The sequence below is a fragment of the Paenibacillus hebaui genome (assembly GCF_051934385.1).
Lineage (GTDB): Bacteria > Bacillota > Bacilli > Paenibacillales > Paenibacillaceae > Paenibacillus.
In genome coordinates this window covers 2,213,991-2,233,862 of the sequence record NZ_CP196836.1, presented here as the reverse complement: position 1 = coordinate 2,233,862, position 19,872 = coordinate 2,213,991, and the positions used below count along the sequence as shown (strand labels likewise).

Genomic DNA, 19,872 nt, shown 5'->3' with positions numbered 1-19,872 from the left:
CAGCGTTAATCAGCAAAAAAAACCGGTTCCAATATAGCGGAAACGGTCTTTGTGTTCATGCATTTGGTGTTTTATACCACTAACTCCCGATTACTTCCAGATCTCGTCAGCAATTTCTTTGATGAACCTCAACTTGTTCCACTGCTGCTCCTCCGTCAAAATATTGCCTTCCTCTGTAGAAGCAAAACCACATTGTGGGCTAAGGCAGATCTGATTGATATCTACAATCTGGGCAGCTTCCCTAATTCGAGCGATAATGGCTTCTTTCTCTTCAAGATCACCTATTTTGGAAGAAACCAGGCCCAGTACAACCTGCTGGTCCCTCACTGCCTTCAGTGGGCTGAAATCTCCCGCACGGTCTGTGTCGAACTCCAGGTAGTATCCATCAATGTGTTCCACGCTAAACAGGACATCGGCTACAGGCTCGTATCCTCCGGAAGATGCCCATGTGGAATGATAATTCCCGCGACATACATGGGTCGTAATCACCAAATCATCCGGCAGACCCGTGATTGCCTCCTGATTCACTTTGGCATACAGCTTCGTAATTTCGGATACATCCACACCTTCATGTTGTCTGGCTTCCCAATAATTTTTGTCACACAGCATGCCCCATGTGCAATCATCCAGTTGCAGGCTGCGACAGCCTGCCGCGTACAGATCAAGAATGACCGCCTTATAGGCGCTAGCAATATCCAATACCAAGTCATTTGTATTGCTGTAATAGGCCTGGGTACTTGTCTTGTTCTCTCCCCGTTGAAGTTCAGCCAGGAACTGTGCTGGTGCAGGAATCGTCTGACGGGCAACAACGTCGTCACCTGCCACTTGTTTCAGGAATTCAAAGTGAGCCACAAACGGATGTTTGGCTTTGCCAAGCTTTCCACTCAGGCGCGCTGTCTCCGCACGAGTTTCAATGCCCTGGAATTTGTACCCCTTTTCCACCGTGACCTTCTCTACACCTTCCAGACCCCACATGAAGTCCAGGTGCCACCAGGAACGTCTAAACTCGCCGTCGGTTACAGCCAGCAGGCCAACTGACTTTTGTTTATCGACCAACTTGATGATTTCCTCATCTTCAATCTGTTTCAATTGCTCAGCCGAGATTTCATTCTTTGCAAACTTAGCTCTGGCATCCTTGAGTACTTGTGGGCGCAAGAAGCTTCCTACGGTATCATGACGAAAAGGTGTTGCTTTTCGGGTCGTTGCTTTTTCCGTAATTAAGCTCATAGGGTTATCTCCTTCATCACTATAATTTCTTGTTGAATGAAAGATAACATAGCTATTTAGATATAGGGTAACTCCAATTAACTATAGCCGGGTATAGCCTGAAGCTATATCCTAAACATCGATCATCAGGACCCTATCGCTTCATGCAGGGCTTTGACATATTCGACGCCCAGATTGGAGAGAGAAGTGCTTTTGTGACTAATCCAGCCCACATTTATCGTTTCCTCACACTCCAGCGGAACAGGGATAATCTCATTTCCGTTCAGGTCAGCGCTAAGCACACCCGTAGAGATCGTATAACCGTTCAATCCAATCAGCAAATTAAACAACGTTGCGCGGTCATTGACCTGTATGCTTTTTGGATGAGATAACGTACTCAGAATTTCTTCAGAAAAATGAAAGGAGTTGTATTCCCCCTGGTCAAATGACAGATACGGATAATCCTGAAGTTGCTCAATCGCAACCGATTCCTGCTTCGCCAGCGGATTCTTCACACTGATAAAGATATGTGGTTTGGCTGTGAACAGGCTCGTGAAGACCAACCCCGCATCTTTTAACAATTTATTAATCACCTTGGCATTGAACTCATTCAAATAAAGTATGCCTATTTCACTTCGCAGACTTTTGACATCCTGGATAATCTCATAGGTCTTCGTTTCCCGCAAAGCCAGCTCGTATTCATCCTGACCGTACTGTTGCACCAGACGAACAAAGGCATTAACAGCAAACGCATAATGCTGAGTCGATACGGAGAAATGCTGGGGAGACGGCTTGGCATTCAGATACCGGTTCTCCAGCAGTTCAGCTTGTTCCACCACCTGACGTGCATAACTCAGAAACTCCACGCCTTCTTTGGACAGTGATATGCCCTTATTGGTACGTTCAAAAATGGTAATACGCAGCTCCTGCTCCAGATCCCGAATGGCATTTGACAGGCTGGGCTGAGAAATAAACAACCGTTTGGCTGCTTCATTCATGGAACCGCGTGTGGCAACTTCAATCACATATTTTAATTGCTGTAAGGTCAAGGTTGAATTCCTCTTTTCGATATCATTGTACCTATTATATACCAAAAGAGACTCTGAACTTAAGCTATACTCGCTGTAGGTCTCACTACAATCTCATTCACGTCGACCTCTGCAGGCTGGTTGATGGCATATAGGATACTTTGCGCAATTGCCGAGGCAGGAATGGAGATGTTGCGATACTCTTTCATCAAATCTCTCGCTGCTTCATCGGAGATCGTATCCGCTAGTTCCGATTCGGTCACGCCCGGTGATACAAGGGTTACACGGATATCTCCGCCTACTTCCTGTCGCAACCCCTCCGAGATGGCGCGGACCGCGTATTTGGTTGCACAATACACCGCTGCCGTGGGCGACACGGCATAGGCTCCAATAGAGGCGATATTAATAAACTGGCCGAAACCCTGCTTTTTCATGACTGGTAGTCCAGCCGCAATGCCATGCAGAACACCACGAATGTTAACATCTATCATGTGATTCCACTCATCTAATTTTAACGATTCAAGGGGAGATAGCGGCATGACTCCAGCGTTATTTAAAATAACATCGATACGTCCATAGCGAGTTTGAGCGAGGTCAACGATCGTTTGCATCTCTTCCAATCTGGTAACATCCAGCGAATGATACTCCACCGATCCGCCTTCCAAACGAATGGAGGAGGCCAATGCCTCCAAACGTTCCATACGTCTAGCTCCAATAACTACATGTGCTCCATGCTGTGCAAGCAATCGAGCTGTTGACTCACCAATTCCACTACTCGCACCGGTAATGACAACAACTTTCCCCTTTACATTGGACATATTAAATCGCTCCTTATTCTATTGTTATTGTACATTTTCTCTATACAAAACCATGCCTGCATGATACAAAACGCCGTCCCTGAAGTCTCCATCAGCTGTAAATCCCGTATCATCCACGTATTCTATATGTTTCCCATGAACAATATAGCGACCCTGATATGCACTTTGCCGATCTCCTCTCGCTTCATCATATCTACCGCAAGGAAGAAGTTCGTGTCTGATATATCCATCCTTCGTGACCCACATCCCCACATACGGGTGTTTTGGTTCTTGTTGGTCACCCATTGAATTGCGCTCCATTGTTTCTCACTCCTCTCTGCTTCAAAAGATTCCGTTGCTTATCTCCATTATGTAGAGGATCAGTCGTTATACGATAGAAAAATCCCGCAGTATTCTTGCCTATTCCTCCAGCGCGTTTTAAACTAATAATAATAATAGTGGTTCACAAGGGGGCTGCAATTCATGCTTATCAAAACAAGTGAAACGGATACGGGCATCACGGAGCAGCAGCAACAATTGGCTCAACTTATTGAGCATTTCACCCCAAATGACGGGATACATCAAACAAAAATTCCATCGCTTGCCTTAATCCGTGCCTCCGAGATCTCACAACCCATATATTCCGTTCATCAGCCTGCCCTTTGCATTGTCGCCCAAGGTTCCAAATTAGTTATACTCGGCCGCGAGAGCTACACCTACGACCTGTTACAATATTTGGTATCTTCTGTAAACTTGCCTATTTCAGGGCAGGTTGTAAAGGCTACAACCGAACATCCCTATCTATGTATTCGACTGGATTTTGATTCAGGGCAGATTTTCGATCTGATTCAGGATACGCCTTCTGCACAACCCAAACCTGACCATTCAACACGAAGAGGATTGTTTGTTAGCTCAACCAAACCTTCCCTTCTTGAAGCCGTGATCCGATTGGTTCGGCTGCTGGACACACCTGAAGACATTCCCGTCCTTGCCCCTCTGTTTATCCGCGAAATTCTATATCGTATTATTCAGGATGAACATGGACATTCCATAAAGCAGTTTGCTATTCAGGACAGTCATGCACAGCACATCGCCGAGGTGATCGAAGTCATCCAATCCGATTACGCTAAGCCACTTCGGATTGAACAACTTGCTGCCATGATCAACATGAGTTCTTCCTCATTACATCATCATTTCAAAGCCATTACCGCCATGAGCCCTTTGCAATTCCAGAAACAAATTCGATTGCATGAAGCCCGGCGAATGCTGCTTGCAGGTTCAACCGATGCCGCCGACGCTGCGTTCCAGGTTGGCTATGAAAGTCCGTCTCAATTCAACCGGGAGTATGCCCGCATGTATGGTCTCCCTCCCAAAAGCGATATCAAACGACTTCGTCATACACTCGATATTAAATGCTAGAAACAGCAAAAAGACCCGCGTCATCATGACGTGGGTTTTCGGATTCAAATAGGCAGCAGCGCCATCAAGAGAATATGTTCTGTTTTTCAAAAACAGACATCTGGTTCTCCCCGGTAATAGGGCATTCATCAGGAAACATACTTCGTTTATCCAACTTCTCATCGATAAAATCAACTACCTGCTGTAGCGAAGCAATCTGTGCTTCAACTTTCTTCCGGTGATTCACCAGCCTCTCCCGTTCATCCGGGAAATCTGCGAGATCCGAATCCATGGACATCTGGAGATATGGCTTCATTTCTTCCAGAGACATCCCTGTTTTTTTCAGACAAGTGATCAACTTCATCGTATGGATGTCCTCCGAGCGGTATACCCGATGGCGATTGGCCTTGCGTTCAGCTCGGGGAAGCAGCCCAATCTTCTCATAATAACGAATTGTATCTTCTGATAATCCGGCCTGTTCTGACGTTTCTTTGATGGAGAACATTACATTGTCGCTCATCATATGGGCCTCCTCCACATTCATTTCTCTCCATATTACAACTTGGAGCTGACTCCAAGTCAAGCATGATCCGTTCAATCCCAACACCCCTTGACTTGGAGTCGACTCCAAGTTATAGAATGAGCGCAGCATACAGATTCGTTCTGTAATCCCATTCTTCTGGAGGTTTATATGAACATACAAAATCAGCTTCGCACCGCTCTCATCACAGGTTCAACGTCAGGAATTGGTCTTGAACTGACACGCAAGTTACTGGCTGAAGGATGGCAGGTAATCGGTCTCAACCGTTCTGCTTTCCCATCCGAGGATACCGATATTCAGAACGCCTTACGTTCAGGCCAACTCCGTTGGGTTCAGGCTAATCTGACCAACTACGACAGTCTGAGAACTGCACTGGATCAGATTAAATCCGATACCGATTCAATTGATGTCTTGTTTAACAATGCGGGGGGCAGCGCTTCGGAGCTTCGTTTCTCTGATCAGGGGCATGAACTACACTTCGAACTTCAGACGGTAGTCCCTTACATCATCTACATGGAATTAGTTGAGCTATTGCTCAAAGGAAAGATGAAAACAGTTATTAATACTTCCACCACCGCGTTCAAAATGGTCAAACAATTTGATCTGAACATCTTGGAACGTCCAGCTGAATTCAAAAAGCTGTTTGGTCCTTATGCCATTTCAAAGCTCGGCTTATCTCTATGGACACGCGAGGTTGCCAAATCTGCCAATGCCGAAGGCATACAACTACTAAGCGTAGATCCCGGTGGAAATAATACGCTACGGGGCAACAAAACATCCGGCCTGCCCTTCTATATCAAACCCATTATGAAATGGTTCTTTCCTCATCCAAGTCATGGCGCTTCATTGCTCTACAGTGCGGCTTTATCAACTACCAGACATGAATCCGGTACATTTCTGGTGAAAAATAAAGCGGCAGCACTTCGTTTCACAGAGCAAGGCCCTGCCGTTCTCCACCGGGTAAACGAGATTTATGAGCAGCGTTTCCGTACAATGTAGTCTGGGAAGCCTGCAACCAACCCATCTTAACGGATCGTGAGTAGTAAAGATAACAAAAACACGCCAAAGCGGCGTGTTTTTAGGTTTATGGGCATTATGAGCTTTGAAATACAATGCAACCAAATAGGGACAAGTCCCGCCCAGCCTATCAGCAGGCGTATGAAGTGCTGCGGGACTGATTTTGCAAGGCACCCTTTCTCCGGGAACCAAACTTGTTGAAGAGAAGCTGGCGACCGATCTGAATGTCAGCCGAACCCCGATCCGTGAGTCCATCCGCCGTCTGGAACAGGAAAGATTAGTCGTGAACAAACGGGTCGTCAAGTTAACCGAGACGGATCTGAGAAATACGTTTGAATTGCGGAAGTTACTGGAGGGACATGCGGCACAATGCGCTGCTGCCTGTTATCTGCACAGGAAGTGACGGCTCTTGAGCATTGCGTGCACGTGGGACATACCGGAAGCAAAGAAGAGATTATGGAAGCCAATAAAGAGTTTCATGAAATCATCATGCGCGCAAGTAATAATGCATTGATGATTGATCTCTTCGATAAAATGCAATCCGTCATTTATCTATTCCGGCAGACGGTTGTATATTATCAGCGCCCCTTCCTCATTGAAGAGCATCATCAGATTTGCGAAGCGATCAAGGCACATGACGGGCAGACTGCCGAACGACTGATGAAAGAGCACCTGCAATCTGATCTGGAATTCTGCCTTCATTTGATTCGATAACCGGATTCATGGATTGTTCGACTTTCTCACATACGTATAAAGACGTGACCGCATGCGGTCACGTCTTTTTTGTCGTTTGTCCCTCATATTATCCAGGCCCTGATTCATAGGTGTAAACATAACGATACAATGTCGCGTGTGACATGTTATTGAATCTGGAGGGATCACTCAATGACTAAAGGACAGCAACCAAACGAAAAACCATTTATTATCCCGCAACCCATTCGTAGTGATGGCGCTGGAGGACCTGACCTGGGACCCAGAGACGTCATGAGAGATATACAAAACCCCGATATGCTGGTACCTCCGGCAACCGATAACGGGTTATTGCCCAATTTGAGAATGTCTTTTTCCGATACACATATGCAATTGAACCATGGGGGTTGGTCACGTGAAATCACCGTACGGGATCTCCCTATTGCCACTACACTGGCTGGTGTGAACATGAGCCTGACACCGGGAGGTGTACGGGAATTGCACTGGCATCAACAATCCGAGTGGGCCTATATGATCTGGGGAACGGCAAGAATCACTTCGGTAGATCAGAACGGACGTAATTTCATTGCAGATGTTGGCCAAGGAGATCTCTGGTTCTTCCCCAAAGGTCTACCCCATTCCATTCAGGGACTGGAGGATGGTTGTGAATTTCTGCTTGTGTTTGATGACGGGTCCTTCTCCGATCTGAATACGTTATCCATATCCGATTGGTTCGCCCATACACCACCGGAGGTGTTGTCTCTCAACTTCGGCGTACCCGAATCCACCTTTCAATCCATGCCGAAGGAACAGGTATACATTTTCCAAGATACCGTCCCGGGTTCCATCGAGAGCCAGGAAGTTCAATCTCCCTATGGTAACGTTCCGCTTCCATTCACACACCGATTGCTGGCACAGGAGCCACTGATTACGCCCGGAGGTAGCGTTCGAATTGTAGACTCCACCAACTTTCCCATCTCAACCACAGTTGCCGCTGCCCTAGTAGAGATCAAGCCCGGAGCCATGCGCGAACTGCACTGGCATCCCAATGCCGATGAATGGCAATACTATTTGACAGGACAAGGAAGGATGACCGTTTTCGGGGGTAATGGCACTGCGCGTACATTTGATTATCGGGCTGGAGATGTTGGATATGTTCCCGTAGCAATGGGACACTATATACAGAATACCGGTACAGACACATTATGGTTTTTGGAAATTTTCAAAAGTGACCGCTTTGAAGATGTTTCGCTGAATCAATGGATGGCTTTGACTCCGCGGGATCTGGTCCGCGACAATCTGAATGCACCTTCTGAGTTGCTAGATGCACTGCGTAAAATAAAATGGCCTGTCGTTTAATTTAGTATGCACCTCTATCATTTGAGCTGGAACGGGGTAATTGTCAGACAATCCCACTATACAAGGAGGAATATGAAGATGAGAGCAGTAACGTTCCAGGGAATTAAAGACATTCAAGTCAAACAGGTTGAAGATCCCACACTGCAACAGAAGGATGACATTATCGTTCGTATTACTTCCACTGCCATATGTGGATCCGATTTGCACATTTACCAGGGAGCCTTGCCAGCTGCCAAAGACTACGTGATTGGTCATGAACCGATGGGAATTGTGGAGGAAGTCGGACCAGAGGTTACACGTGTGAAGAAGGGGGACCGTGTGGTCCTGCCTTTTAACATTGCCTGTGGCGAATGCTTCTACTGCAATCATGACATGGAGAGCCAGTGTGATAACTCCAATGGCAATCCGGATATTCATACGGGTGGTTATTTTGGATTCACCGAGCGATACGGGAACTACCCCGGAGGTCAGGCTGAGTTATTGCGTGTTCCCTACGGAAACTTTACACCATTTGTAATTCCTGAATCCTGCGAACTGGAAGACGAAGCATTATTGTTCCTGTCCGATGTTCTCCCAACCGCTTACTGGAGCGTCGAGAATGCCGGTGTTAAACCAGGAGATACCGTTACTGTACTCGGCAGTGGGCCAATCGGGCTGATGACGCAGAAATTCGCCTGGATGAAAGGAGCCAAACGGGTTATTGCCGTAGATCGCCTGCCCTATCGACTGGAGAAAGCCAAACGCATGAATGATGCGGAGACCTTTAATTTTGAAGATTACGATGATATGGGAGAGCATATTCGTGAGATTACCCATGGCGGAACGGATGTGGTAATCGATTGCGTTGGGATGGACGGCAAGAAAACGATGCTAGAAGAGATCGGCCAGAAACTGAAGCTTCATGGGGGTGCCCTTAGTGCCATTGAGATTGGCATGAAGGCGGTGCGCAAATTTGGCACGGTTCAGCTTACCGGTGTGTATGGCTCATCCTATAATATGTTCCCGCTGGGTAATCTGTTTGAGCGCAATATCATTCTGAAAATGGGACAAGCTCCTGTTATTCATTACATGCCTGAATTGTTCCGCAAAATCACGGCAGGTGAATTCGATCCAACCGAGATCATCTCTCACCGGATCTCACTGGAAAATGCAAGCGAAGCGTACCGCATTTTCAACGATCATGAAGACGAGTGCACCAAAGTTATACTAAAACCCTGAATCGTTTTGGTCTCAAATATGCAAAATAAAACAGGCAGATCTACCTACTCAAGGTACGTCTGCCTGTTTTTATATTGCATTACTTCAGATCATTCTTACATGAACTGCTCATTAAGCATGCTGTATTGCTCTACTAGGATATGAAGTTCGGTTTAACCGCCTGGATATACACACTTTCTCCTTGAAAGCTGATGAGCCCCCCGTGCCCATTCTCTTCAAAATTGAAAACCTTTTTGATGATAGAAGGTGCGCTCAGCATGCTTGCTTCAAGCTCCCTTCTCTCCGACTCCGGTAGTGCAGCACGGTTACACCATTCTTCAAACATAAAGCCCATTCGGAATCCGGCAAACTCCAGCATCTGAATCCATTCCGTCTTGCGCCATGCCCGAACATGGCTTGCATCTCGCCACTTCTCAACTTCATTGTAAAACTGGTCAATCTCATCGCGTTCAGGTGCCACGTTGTCAATTAATAACAACCTGCCACCAGGCTTGATGACTCTAAGCGTCTCAGATACAAAGGAAGATACATCCGGAAAATGATGTGCAGCGATTCGGCAGGTAACAAGGTCAAAGAAATCATCGTCGAAGGGCAGCCTTTCTGCATCCCCGACTACAAAATCTACATTCAAGTGTCCATTCCCCCGGATAAAGTGTTCCGCTACCTGAAGCATCTCCTCCGTCAAATCTAATGCAGTCACCTTCTCAACAAGTGGAGCCAATGCGTTGGCTACATGTCCGCCTCCAGTGGCGACATCCAGCACATTCATTTCCGAAGTGGCTTGAGAGGAAGCCACAAGTAATGCCAAATCCTCACCTTTGGCATGACCCGCACTGGTCACGTATTTCCCTGCATTTATCGCAAACTGTTTCTGTACCTGACTTTTAATTTCATCAGACATTCCAAACCCTCCAGCACTTAGTTTCATTAGATAAAACAAAGTTTCATAATATAATTTCGTTTATTTTACCACAATTTAATATAAAAGCTAAATAAGCATTTAACTTAAATCCTAAATGGGCCTTTTCGTCAGCTGATGAAAAAGCTGAAATTAAATAAAGCATCTCCCAAGTGAATTTCACCTAGAAGATGCCCTGTTTTTATTTTATAATCCATTACAGATTACTCGTTTCCGTCTAACGCTAAACCTCATCGTTACTTCGCGAGCGTAGGTGATTTCTTCCACAGTCCCAGAATCAGACCGGAGATCACTGCACCGATGGCTACCGTAAGCAGGAACAGAATAGCATGGTTCGCCAATGCTGCAACGAAGATTCCACCATGTGGAGCCGGTACGTTAATGCTCCACAGCTGAGTCAATCCGCCAGCAACCGCGGAACCAATGATACAGGATGTCAATACACGAAGCGGATCAGCCGCTGCAAACGGAATCGCACCTTCCGTGATGAAAGAGAATCCAAGGACATAGTTAGTCAGACCCGATTTGCGTTCTTGCTCCGTGAATTTGGATTTGAAGAACGTTGTAGCAAGTGCGATTGCCAGAGGAGGTACCATACCGCCTGCCATAACCGCTGCCATCCATGCTCCGTCTGTGTTACCACTGGATGTGAACACACCAATCGCGAACGTGTACGCCGCTTTGTTGAACGGTCCACCCATATCAATGGACATCATGCCACCAAGCAGCAAGCCGAGCAATACCGCATTACCAGTACCGAGATTACCAAGTGCATCTACCAGCCAAGTATTAAGAGAACCAAAGATGGGATCGAAGACATAGAAACTGATTGCACCCACGATAAGTAAACCGAATACCGGGTAAAGCAAGATCGGTTTTAGACCATCAATCGCTTTCGGTAATCCTTTGAACAGCTTACGCAGACCAATAACGACATAACCAGCCAGGAAACCGGCTGCCAGACCACCTAGGAAACCGGCGTTGGAGTTAACCGCCATCAATCCACCGACCATACCTGGCATCAGGGCCGGACGATCACCAATACTCATCGCAATAAATCCGGCAAGGACTGGAATCAGGAAGTGGAACGCCCCGTTTCCACCACCAATCGTTTGCAACAGTTGAAAGATCGGATTGTCAGGACTTGCGATCTGTTCGATCAGGAAGGAGATCGCAAGCAGGATACCACCACCAACAACAAATGGCAGCATATGCGAGATTCCGTTCATCAGATCTTTATAGATTTTGCTACCTACGCTTATATTGCCAGCGCTTGCTCCCTCTTCATTGGCACTTCCACCCTGACTGCGATAGATGGGTGCATCGCCGTTAACCGCCTTGCGAATCAACTCTTCGGATTTGCGGATTCCATCGCTCACCGGTCTTTGCAATACCGGTTTGCCATCGAAACGCGCCATCTCCACATTTTTGTCTGCGGCAACGATAACCCCTTTGGCACGGGCAATCTCGTCAGCAGTCAGGACATTCTGTGCTCCTTCGGAACCGTTCGTCTCCACGCGTATATTGATGCCCATTTCCTGGGCTTTCTTTTTAAGGGCATCTTCAGCCATGAAAGTATGCGCAATCCCTGTAGGACAGGCTGTAACTGCCACGACAAAATCCTCTGAATCCGCGTTACCCACAATCACACCCGTGGTATTTTGTTTCTGACCATTAGCGTTACCCGAGCCGGATGTGGCATTCGCTGCTTTTTCAGCTTTTGCTTTCTCCTTGGCGGCTTCCTCCTCTGCTGCTTCCGCTTGTTTGGCATCAAACAACGCACTAACTTCGGCAGGTGTATCCGTACTCATCAGCTGTGAGATGAAATCGCTATCAATCAACAACCTGGAAAGTGCCGCAAGCGTACGCAGATGTGTATTACCTGCGCCTTCAGGAGCCGCAATCATAAAGAATATATGAGCTGGCTGATCATCCAACGCTTCAAAATCAAGTCCTTTTCTACTCTTAGCAAATACAACCGTTGGTTCATTGACAGCTGTTGTTTTGGCGTGAGGCATAGCGATTCCGCCACCGATGCCCGTGCTGGATTCAGCTTCTCTTTTATAGATCATTTCCTTGAACAGTACCGGATCATTAATTCGTCCGCTTTGGTTCAGACTTGCAATTAATTCATCAATAGCCTCTTCTTTGGTTGTGGCTTGCAGGTCCATGATCATCGTATCCTGGATCATCAGGTCTGTTATTCTCATTCTGGTACACTCCCTTAAGTTCAGTCGGCCTGCGATATGCAGGCCGGATCAATTCATGCCATTTCATTTACGCTTATAGAGGTTGTTCAAAAAGTCCGCTTTTGATTACGAAGGATGCCTAGTGGCATCATCAGCATCGAATATGGAATTCAGCCGAAATGTCCGTTGCTCACGTCGTTTTCCCTACGCTCCGCTACTCCATTTCTAGCTTCATCCCATCTTCTCGGTACTGAAAACCGGTCTTTTTGAACACGCACTTATATCGTTTAACTATATTTCCGTAATGGTAACTTGGGTACGCAGCTCCTCAATAAGCTCCTTGGTTGCAAGGTCATCAGAGAATGCCGTTGCACTTCCCGAGGCCACGCCTGTGCGGAATGCTTCAAGCAGATCTCTGTTCATTACGTAGGTACCTACAAATCCACCAATCATGGAGTCCCCCGCTCCAACGGAGTTTTTTACAACACCCTTGGGAACGTTCGCATGATGCACTTCTTCCTTAGTGATGAACAACGCCCCTTCTCCTGCCATGGAGATCAACACATGTTTGGCGCCTGCTTCCAACAACTTGCGACCATACGTCACCAGTTCTTCCCTTGTGTTGATGGTTACCCCGAAGAGTTCAGCCAGTTCGTGATGATTCGGCTTCACCAATAGAGGGTTGTGTACAAGAGCTTCCATTAACGCTGGCCCTGTCGTATCAATCACGAATTCGGCGTCCGTCTGCTTGCAGACTGTAATAAGACGATCATAGAAGTCTGCTCCCAATGACGGTGGCACACTGCCGGAGAGAATGACGATATCTCCTTTTTGCAATGAAGACAATTTGTGAATTAGCTGCTCCACTTCGTCTGCACTAATTGCAGGTCCAAGTCCGTTAATCTCCGTCTCGTCTCCATGCTTAAGCTTGATGTTAATGCGGGTATCGTCCGCAATCGTAACAAAATCTGTACGAATGGCATCTTCTTGCAGCTTGTCATTAATGAAACGTCCAGTGAATCCTCCAAGAAAACCGAGAGCTGTATTGTCTGCTCCAAGTTGATTCAACACACGTGATACATTAATGCCTTTGCCACCCGGTAGTTTCAAATCCCGGTTCATGCGATTCAATCCACCAAGCTTCAGATCATCCACTTCCACGATGTAATCAATGGAAGGATTAAGCGTTATCGTATATATCATGGTTATCCCTCAATTATTTTAGTTTTCTGGGCGATTACAGTCCGCCAGTGTTCTGGCATCTGCTCTGTAATCAAATCCGCCTCCTCCAAATCAAACAATTTGGCAAAAGTAATTTCCCCAATTTTGCTGGAATCAGCCAGCACATAAGATTTTCCCGACAGTTGATGTGCACGCCTTTTAATCAAGGCTTCCTCCGGATCAGGCGTTGTATACCCCATTTCAGCATCAACTCCATTGGATCCAAGAAAACACTTGTCAAAACGGAAGTTATCCATGTTCTGTAATGCAATACTGCCAATGACCGCTTTGGTGTGAATTTTCATCATACCGCCGAGTAAATAACTGCGAATTCGCTTACTCACCAGGGCCTCTACATGTGAAAGTCCGTTGGTGACTACCGTTACATCCTTGGCTTCAATGAAAGGAATCATGGCTAACGTCGTCGTCCCTGCATCCAAATAGATGCATTCGCCATTTTCAATCTCTTGTGCAGCCAAACGAGCAATCATTGTTTTTTGTTGAATGTTTTTGAACGTTTTCTCTTCCATACCTGGTTCAAGTCGTTTTTCATTCACCAGTGAAGCACCGCCATGGATACGTTTCAGCATCTGACGACTCTCCAGATCAATCAAGTCACGCCTTATCGTTGATTCAGAAACGCCAAGCAGATCAACAAGCTCTTGTAATTTCACAATTCTCTGTACATGTAAGCGCTCTATAATTGCAGCATATCGTTCTTCAGTCAGCATACTCATTCCTCCAACTGCTTCTATAGTATCATAAATCCCGCAAAAAACAATCATTTTCGTTCATAATAATTTAAAAACATTCAAAAACTTGCATCTTCCGACTTTTTTCTTGTCCAAATGTCCCTTTCATCCAGTACAGGACATGCATCCACTATTCTAGCTCCTAATGAAATGAAGGTGGTGATCTGAATGGCTACCCAAACGCATAAACGCCAAAAACTGTGTGCCCTGCAAGAAAAAAAAGCTTCACCGCTCCGCTTTGGATGGATCTCCTCCAGCTAGAGTGGCTATGCTCGCCCGGGCTACAAACATCAATACCGTCCCATCTTGGCGGAATGGACCGTTCCCTATGTTCTTCCTATTATCTGTAGCTCATATTCATCGTATCATTTCCATGCCCGGGCCACCGAACCTTTGCGGAGATGGATTTGTCGTTCACCGCAATTCCTGAGTGTACATCAAGTTGAAGCAAAACCATAAGCATTCCATAAAAAATCTTGCAGCGCCCAGCGCGGCGTTGCAGGATTTCAATGATGTTCCGCCCCTTTAAACCATCGCGCCCGGCTTCGGTTTAAGCCATTTCCCTTCTTCATTAATAAAAGCGCCCTTGAACCGGCCCATCTCTAACTGTTCAATCAGCCTATCTTCGTCCATGACTAAAATATCAGCCAATTGTCCCAAAGTGTAATAATGATTGGGATTGTAATCGAGCAGTATTGGAATAGAAGTATCATAAAGTTCCTTAATCAAATTCTCATAAGAATTTCGCCCCAGGTTCTCCATGTCCTTGTAAAATTGCAGATTATGGGACACCATATTACGGAAAGACTTATTCTCCAGATTCATCCACAGCGTATTGCACGCTCGGACACTCATATGATTTTGTTCCACATCGTAAAATTGGATATCTTCGATCTTCATATATTTCTCCTGAAAAGCAACGATCTTGAGCAAGGGTACGTTCCGTTTACGTGAAGCTTTTTTCAGATGGGCTTTGAATTGTTCATAATTCATCTCATTCATTTCTTACACCTGCCTTTAACATGTTCCAATCGACATCTTACAACAAATTAAAGGGAAGCGTAAGCTCTTTACCAAAAACAAAAAAAACGCACAGCACTTGTCATGCCGTACGGTCTATCCGTTGGAAGCACGGTGCTCAGTTGAGGGCGCCACTTCTGACCCAGGAAGCTGTAAATTCCTGTTCTTCATAATCGAAAAATTGCTGTAGTATCACTTCTTTATCATCAAGAAACAATTGATCGGCTATGGCAGATACCAGTTTGGGCACTGCACTTTTGGTACCCGATATCGCAGATGCGGACAATCCACAACTGGCAAGTGCGGAGTAATTGAACATAAATAGGCCATGTAGTCTTGCTTTTCCCTCATCGTCCCTGCTATTCATCGCAAAACCAGGACTAAGGAATGGATGCGCATCAAGCATTGCATTACGCTGCTCTGCCGGAGCCTGATAACAATCCTCCCAGCGCGCAATATGCTCCTCTATCAGTCTGAGTTCAGGTCGCAAAGCCGGATCACTAAGGAGTCCAGTGCTAATCACCAGAAAATCAAAAGCAAACTGTCCCTGCGCTGTTGTCACAACAGCCCCATCTTCCACAGCCTCTACCTTCAACCAAGGTGAGTTCAAATGCAGCTCAAATCCAGGCCATGCCGCCGCGCGGTTGAAGGTATCGTTCGTCGGAGGTTGATTGAACTTAAAAAAATGGGAAATAACTGCATATTTATCGGCAACAGGCAGAGTATGGAATCGCTCAATCATACCGGACTGCTCCATTTGACGAATCGGATTGACACTAGGTAACTGTTTCCGTCGCACAAACACATGGGCTTCCGCTACACCTGCGGCAAGTGCAAAACTGGCATTATCAAAGGCGGAGGCTCCTCCGCCAAGCACAGCAATTCTTTTCCCTCTTAACCGTTCAAAATCAATCACTTCCGAAGTATGGGCATATAACTCTCTGGGTAATTTCTCAGCAATCATCGGTGGCACATGCCACTCCCCGCCCCCCTGTATCCCAGTAGCGAGTACCACTTTTCGTGCCAGAATTATATGAGAGGAGGTACCCTCACCCTCAACATGAAGCTGGTGAATCCCTTCACTCGCTGGTTCGATTAATTTTAGCTTAACCTCATTCAACACGGGCAGGTTCAGCACTTCCCGGTACCAGCGCAAATAGTTCATCCAATCTCCTCGCGGAATCTTGTCAACCTCTTCCCATCCCTCGGGCCCAACCTGCGCCTCCCACCATGAACGAAATGTTAGAGATGGAATACCCAGATCAATGGAGGTCAGATGTTTCGGGGTACGCAAAGTAACCATGCGTGCATATGTCTCCCAAGGTCCTTCAAACCCACTTGGATTTTCGTCAATGACTAGAATGTTGGAGATGCGTTCACGCAGAAGACCAAAGGCTGCTCCTAGCCCACTCTGCCCACCACCCACAATCACTACATCATAGACATGCCCATCGCCATGCTCTCTTGACCGGACCCAATCGGCTCCGCCAAATGCCAAAAAAGCAAGATCTTCTTTTACACGTTGGTTCAAAGCATCAAGGCTCATGATTCATCAACCCTTTCGAGGTCACGTAGTGATGTAGTCATTCTCTTTGTTTTTTTATCATTGGTTGGTTAGATACGTTTCATGTTCATTCCAACATAAATTCGATGTCAGATTTGCGTAAGGTGATCAACAAAGTCAAAACGATTTTTACTATATTTTTACGTTTCCTTATACATATTAGCGTTATTATATGAGTTATCTTTCCTTTTTTGAAGTTGGCGGTAGCTTTATTGTCATTCAATCTAAAAATAACTAACATGCTTGTTAATCCTAACGAAATACTCCACTTCAAATGCACTATTCTCAAAACGTATGTACAATTCCTCGCAATGACACAGATGTAACGCCAGAGCAAAAAGACAGAACAGGAAGCAATCCGGAGCTGTCTTGAGATGGGTTAGATGATATGCAAAGCGCCTCTTGTGGGACTGTGATTCACCTTGAGCTTTTAGGTGATTTCATTGACATACCAGAAAATTCCATTGGTGGCCCCACTGCCCAGATTCAAAGTAATGGTTAGACCGTTGGAGGCGCAGAAAAGTCCAATCACATCCCCCGCATTCAAAGCTACTTCCACCGCCAATGTCACAGAACTACCTGCCCAGTACTGCCCGTATTGTGAGTAACGTAACAACTCCGTTGCTCCAAGTTCACCTTCTCCCTCCCGAATTCCTTTGAATCCCCTTGGTCCACAAAAGACAATACATCCGGATCTGACAACGCTTGTCTTTTTAAGCAAACGCTTCTTTTTGGAATTACATTTGGCTTTTCTTTTTTTAGAATTAGTGCTCGCCCATTGAGTAGACATCCGCACCTTCCTCTTTAAATTTTCGCGATCAACCACAATCCAATCTCAGTTAGTTAGTGATTGATCAATTACATATCTACAAAAACTATCCTTTCTGCAACTCCCCAATCGTCAACACAATTCCCTCTTCAAAAGATGTCTCCACAATCGGACCGATACTTCCCTCATACTTCTGTCTGCTCAATATCAACGGTTCCTGCGTCAGATATAACATCTCAACAATTTCTTTCATAACCGGCACACCAAGTCCTAGCAAAGACAGTCCCACTTTCCCTAATGCCATCACAGGTTTGACAGTCCCCGCTGCCTTCTGTGCTATACGCACAACGTCTTGACCCGATATGACACCTGAGCCAGGAATGTTCCAATTCTGCCCATACGCAATCTCACTGCATGCCAGCTCCGCCACCATAACAGCAGCATCCGGTAAATAGATGTACTCTCTTGGCGTCTTCATATTTCCGATAAAAAAAGCCATCTTGCCTTTCGCTATCGCTTCAAGCGTCGAGCCCAAATAGGAAGCCTGATTGGCCGTTGGGCCATAATAATCCGGCAAGCGCACGATCATCACCTGAGCTCTGCTCCATCTACTACTGAATAACATCTGTTCATAGGCAAATCGTGTCTTCCCTTTTCGGGTATGTGGCTGCTTCGGATGCTCCTCTGTTACCTCTTTCATTTGTCTTCTGCCATAGGGGTAGATTCCGTCTATTACAACCACTTTCAGACCTAAGCGTTCTGCAGCCTCCATCACGGACTCTCCCAGTGGGATCAGCCTGCTCTCCATCTCGTTATAGGGAACGTTCGCACAGTGAAACATTACATCCGTTTCTCGGGAAGCAGCAATAATATCATCAGGTTGGAAAGCATCTCCCAGTGCGATCTGAAGATGATCTGGAGATCCCAACTTTACTGCAAGTTGCTCCAGTTTTTGACGTGAGCGGCCAAATGCAATCGTAGAAATCCCCCGTCTAACCAATTCCTCTGTAATCGCTGCACCCGTTCCACCTGTGGCTCCAATGACAATCGCTTTTTTCATCATATATCATCCCCATTTTCATTTTGTTATTGATCAATCACTTACATAAACACACTATAATATATATTTAGTGATTGATCAATAACTAAATCTCAAAAAGGGCTTATTTCTCCCTTTTTATCTATCCTTTAACTCCGGCATATCCAGTGCTGTAGATACATTACACAACATTCCAATCGCCAAGAAAATCATCGTTCTTTTCAGCGGATTGGCAATTCCTGCAACCGTGAAAGCATCCAGCACCATAGCTCGTACTTCACCAAAACCTTTTTGCATCGCCTGCCGAATGACTTCTTCCTGGATCGTCTGCGCCTGCATCTGAAGCAAAATTTCACTCTTGTGCGATTCAAGAATCTCTTCATAGGCTTCAATCAGATCGTTCTCCAACTGATCTGGCGTCGCCGTCTCGACAACAATTCGAAACGAATCGATCACCCGTGTCCAGGAGACCTCAAGTGCATTTAATAATAAAGCTTCTTTGCTTTTGAAAAAACGAAAAATATATGGTTGTGAAATCTGGGCCCTTTCAGCCACTTGAGCTGTCGTCGCACGATAATAGCCAATTTCCGCGAAGATCTCAATCGCTGCGGAGATAATATCATCTCGCCGATTAACGGACGTCGTTGCCTCTTTAGCCACGATAATCCCCCTTTAAAGACAGTAATTAATTGATCAATAGCTTGAAGTATATAGGATACCATCCATCAATGCAAAGATTCGGGTAGTCTTATTTTTTGAGCTTACTTGGATTATAACCGTACCTTTTCCATCCGTTTCTGAATCACGTATGGTGAATCGATATACCGTATGGCTGCGTAAATGCTCGTTTTAGCTTATTTTCATTCATCATGGCCGGTCGGACCAGTTCCGGCATTGTAGGTGAGTCGGCATAACGATATCCAGAATTCGTTTTATCTCTGCAAGTCCGGCACGGTCGGTGTCAGTTACCAATAGCTCCAGTCTGACGTATAGCCTCAAACAGCATGTTATACCGGCCAGCAACTTTCTCGTCCAAAGCCAACAAACCTGCAGACGCTGGCTCAAGCCGCTGCAGGTTATGGAGCATGTCGATGTTCAGCAGGATTACTTGGAAGAATTCCGCAACATCATGATCCACCGGAATG

General features: G+C 46.0%; 19 protein-coding genes and 1 pseudogene. 5 read left to right on the top strand and 15 right to left on the bottom strand.

Going from position 1 to position 19,872, the window contains the following annotated elements; all coding sequences use genetic code 11:
• Positions 1–90 precede the first annotated feature (90 nt).
• From ACR32F_RS10255 to ACR32F_RS10240, 4 genes are all read right to left on the bottom strand, one after another.
• A complete protein-coding gene (locus ACR32F_RS10255) occupies positions 91–1,227 on the bottom strand; it encodes a 5-methyltetrahydropteroyltriglutamate--homocysteine S-methyltransferase (protein ID WP_440118586.1) in 1,137 nt (378 codons plus the stop codon).
• A 125-nt stretch (positions 1,228–1,352) separates the two neighbouring features.
• Complete coding sequence (locus ACR32F_RS10250; RefSeq protein WP_440118584.1) at positions 1,353–2,255, bottom strand: LysR family transcriptional regulator; 903 nt, start codon at positions 2,253–2,255, stop codon at positions 1,353–1,355.
• 59 nt (positions 2,256–2,314) lie between these two features.
• Positions 2,315–3,052 carry an SDR family oxidoreductase gene (locus ACR32F_RS10245; protein WP_440118582.1) on the bottom strand — a complete coding sequence of 246 codons (738 nt, stop codon included), beginning with the start codon at positions 3,050–3,052 and terminating at the stop codon, positions 2,315–2,317.
• A gap of 24 nt (positions 3,053–3,076) precedes the next feature.
• Complete coding sequence (locus ACR32F_RS10240; protein ID WP_440118580.1) at positions 3,077–3,352, bottom strand: Atu4866 domain-containing protein; 276 nt, start codon at positions 3,350–3,352, stop codon at positions 3,077–3,079.
• 162 nt (positions 3,353–3,514) lie between these two features.
• Between ACR32F_RS10240 and ACR32F_RS10235 the strand changes: the two genes are divergently transcribed.
• Positions 3,515–4,450 (top strand): AraC family transcriptional regulator N-terminal domain-containing protein, encoded by a 936-nt coding sequence (locus ACR32F_RS10235; protein WP_440118578.1) that lies wholly within the window; start codon positions 3,515–3,517, stop codon positions 4,448–4,450.
• Between the two features lie 64 nt (positions 4,451–4,514).
• Here ACR32F_RS10235 and ACR32F_RS10230 read toward each other — a convergent pair whose 3' ends face one another.
• Positions 4,515–4,952, bottom strand: coding sequence for a MerR family transcriptional regulator (locus tag ACR32F_RS10230; RefSeq protein ID WP_440118576.1), 438 nt, complete (start codon positions 4,950–4,952; stop codon positions 4,515–4,517).
• A 168-nt stretch (positions 4,953–5,120) separates the two neighbouring features.
• Here ACR32F_RS10230 and ACR32F_RS10225 point away from each other — a divergent pair, with 168 nt between their 5' ends.
• The 4 genes and pseudogenes from ACR32F_RS10225 (at position 5,121) to ACR32F_RS10210 (ending at position 9,254) form a co-directional block, all read left to right on the top strand.
• Positions 5,121–5,969, top strand: coding sequence for an SDR family NAD(P)-dependent oxidoreductase (locus tag ACR32F_RS10225; RefSeq protein WP_440118574.1), 849 nt, complete (start codon positions 5,121–5,123; stop codon positions 5,967–5,969).
• A gap of 113 nt (positions 5,970–6,082) precedes the next feature.
• Positions 6,083–6,701, top strand: a pseudogene (locus tag ACR32F_RS10220) (GntR family transcriptional regulator).
• A 171-nt stretch (positions 6,702–6,872) separates the two neighbouring features.
• Entirely contained in the window at positions 6,873–8,036 is a 1,164-nt protein-coding gene (locus ACR32F_RS10215; RefSeq protein ID WP_440118572.1) for an oxalate decarboxylase family bicupin, read from the top strand.
• Between the two features lie 78 nt (positions 8,037–8,114).
• A complete protein-coding gene (locus ACR32F_RS10210; RefSeq protein ID WP_440118570.1) occupies positions 8,115–9,254 on the top strand; it encodes a zinc-dependent alcohol dehydrogenase in 1,140 nt (379 codons plus the stop codon).
• 133 nt (positions 9,255–9,387) lie between these two features.
• On the opposite strand, the gene ACR32F_RS10205 is transcribed toward ACR32F_RS10210, so the two are convergent.
• The 10 genes from ACR32F_RS10205 to ACR32F_RS10160 all read right to left on the bottom strand — a co-directional run bounded on the left by ACR32F_RS10205 (position 9,388) and on the right by ACR32F_RS10160 (position 19,865).
• Positions 9,388–10,155, bottom strand: coding sequence for a class I SAM-dependent methyltransferase (locus tag ACR32F_RS10205; RefSeq protein ID WP_440118568.1), 768 nt, complete (start codon positions 10,153–10,155; stop codon positions 9,388–9,390).
• A gap of 254 nt (positions 10,156–10,409) precedes the next feature.
• Positions 10,410–12,383, bottom strand: a complete 1,974-nt coding sequence (locus ACR32F_RS10200; RefSeq protein WP_440118566.1) for a PTS fructose transporter subunit IIABC — start codon at positions 12,381–12,383, stop codon at positions 10,410–10,412.
• A gap of 270 nt (positions 12,384–12,653) precedes the next feature.
• Complete coding sequence (gene pfkB / locus ACR32F_RS10195) at positions 12,654–13,565, bottom strand: 1-phosphofructokinase (RefSeq protein WP_440118564.1); 912 nt, start codon at positions 13,563–13,565, stop codon at positions 12,654–12,656.
• A gap of 2 nt (positions 13,566–13,567) precedes the next feature.
• Complete coding sequence (locus ACR32F_RS10190; protein WP_440118562.1) at positions 13,568–14,314, bottom strand: DeoR/GlpR family DNA-binding transcription regulator; 747 nt, start codon at positions 14,312–14,314, stop codon at positions 13,568–13,570.
• A 546-nt stretch (positions 14,315–14,860) separates the two neighbouring features.
• Positions 14,861–15,337 carry a hypothetical protein gene (locus tag ACR32F_RS10185; protein ID WP_440118561.1) on the bottom strand — a complete coding sequence of 159 codons (477 nt, stop codon included), beginning with the start codon at positions 15,335–15,337 and terminating at the stop codon, positions 14,861–14,863.
• A 136-nt stretch (positions 15,338–15,473) separates the two neighbouring features.
• Positions 15,474–16,901: an NAD(P)-binding domain-containing protein gene (locus ACR32F_RS10180; RefSeq protein WP_440118559.1), complete on the bottom strand. Its 1,428-nt coding sequence runs from the start codon at positions 16,899–16,901 to the stop codon at positions 15,474–15,476.
• 448 nt (positions 16,902–17,349) lie between these two features.
• Positions 17,350–17,709, bottom strand: a complete 360-nt coding sequence (locus ACR32F_RS10175) for a hypothetical protein (protein ID WP_440118557.1) — start codon at positions 17,707–17,709, stop codon at positions 17,350–17,352.
• Between the two features lie 85 nt (positions 17,710–17,794).
• Positions 17,795–18,748: an NAD-dependent epimerase/dehydratase family protein gene (locus ACR32F_RS10170; RefSeq protein WP_440119761.1), complete on the bottom strand. Its 954-nt coding sequence runs from the start codon at positions 18,746–18,748 to the stop codon at positions 17,795–17,797.
• 117 nt (positions 18,749–18,865) lie between these two features.
• Positions 18,866–19,387 carry a TetR/AcrR family transcriptional regulator gene (locus ACR32F_RS10165; protein WP_440118555.1) on the bottom strand — a complete coding sequence of 174 codons (522 nt, stop codon included), beginning with the start codon at positions 19,385–19,387 and terminating at the stop codon, positions 18,866–18,868.
• Positions 19,388–19,688: 301 nt separating this feature from the next.
• The gene (locus ACR32F_RS10160) at positions 19,689–19,865 is read right to left on the bottom strand and encodes a hypothetical protein (RefSeq protein ID WP_440118553.1); all 177 of its coding nucleotides are present in this window, start codon (positions 19,863–19,865) and stop codon (positions 19,689–19,691) included.
• Positions 19,866–19,872: the final 7 nt, after the last annotated feature.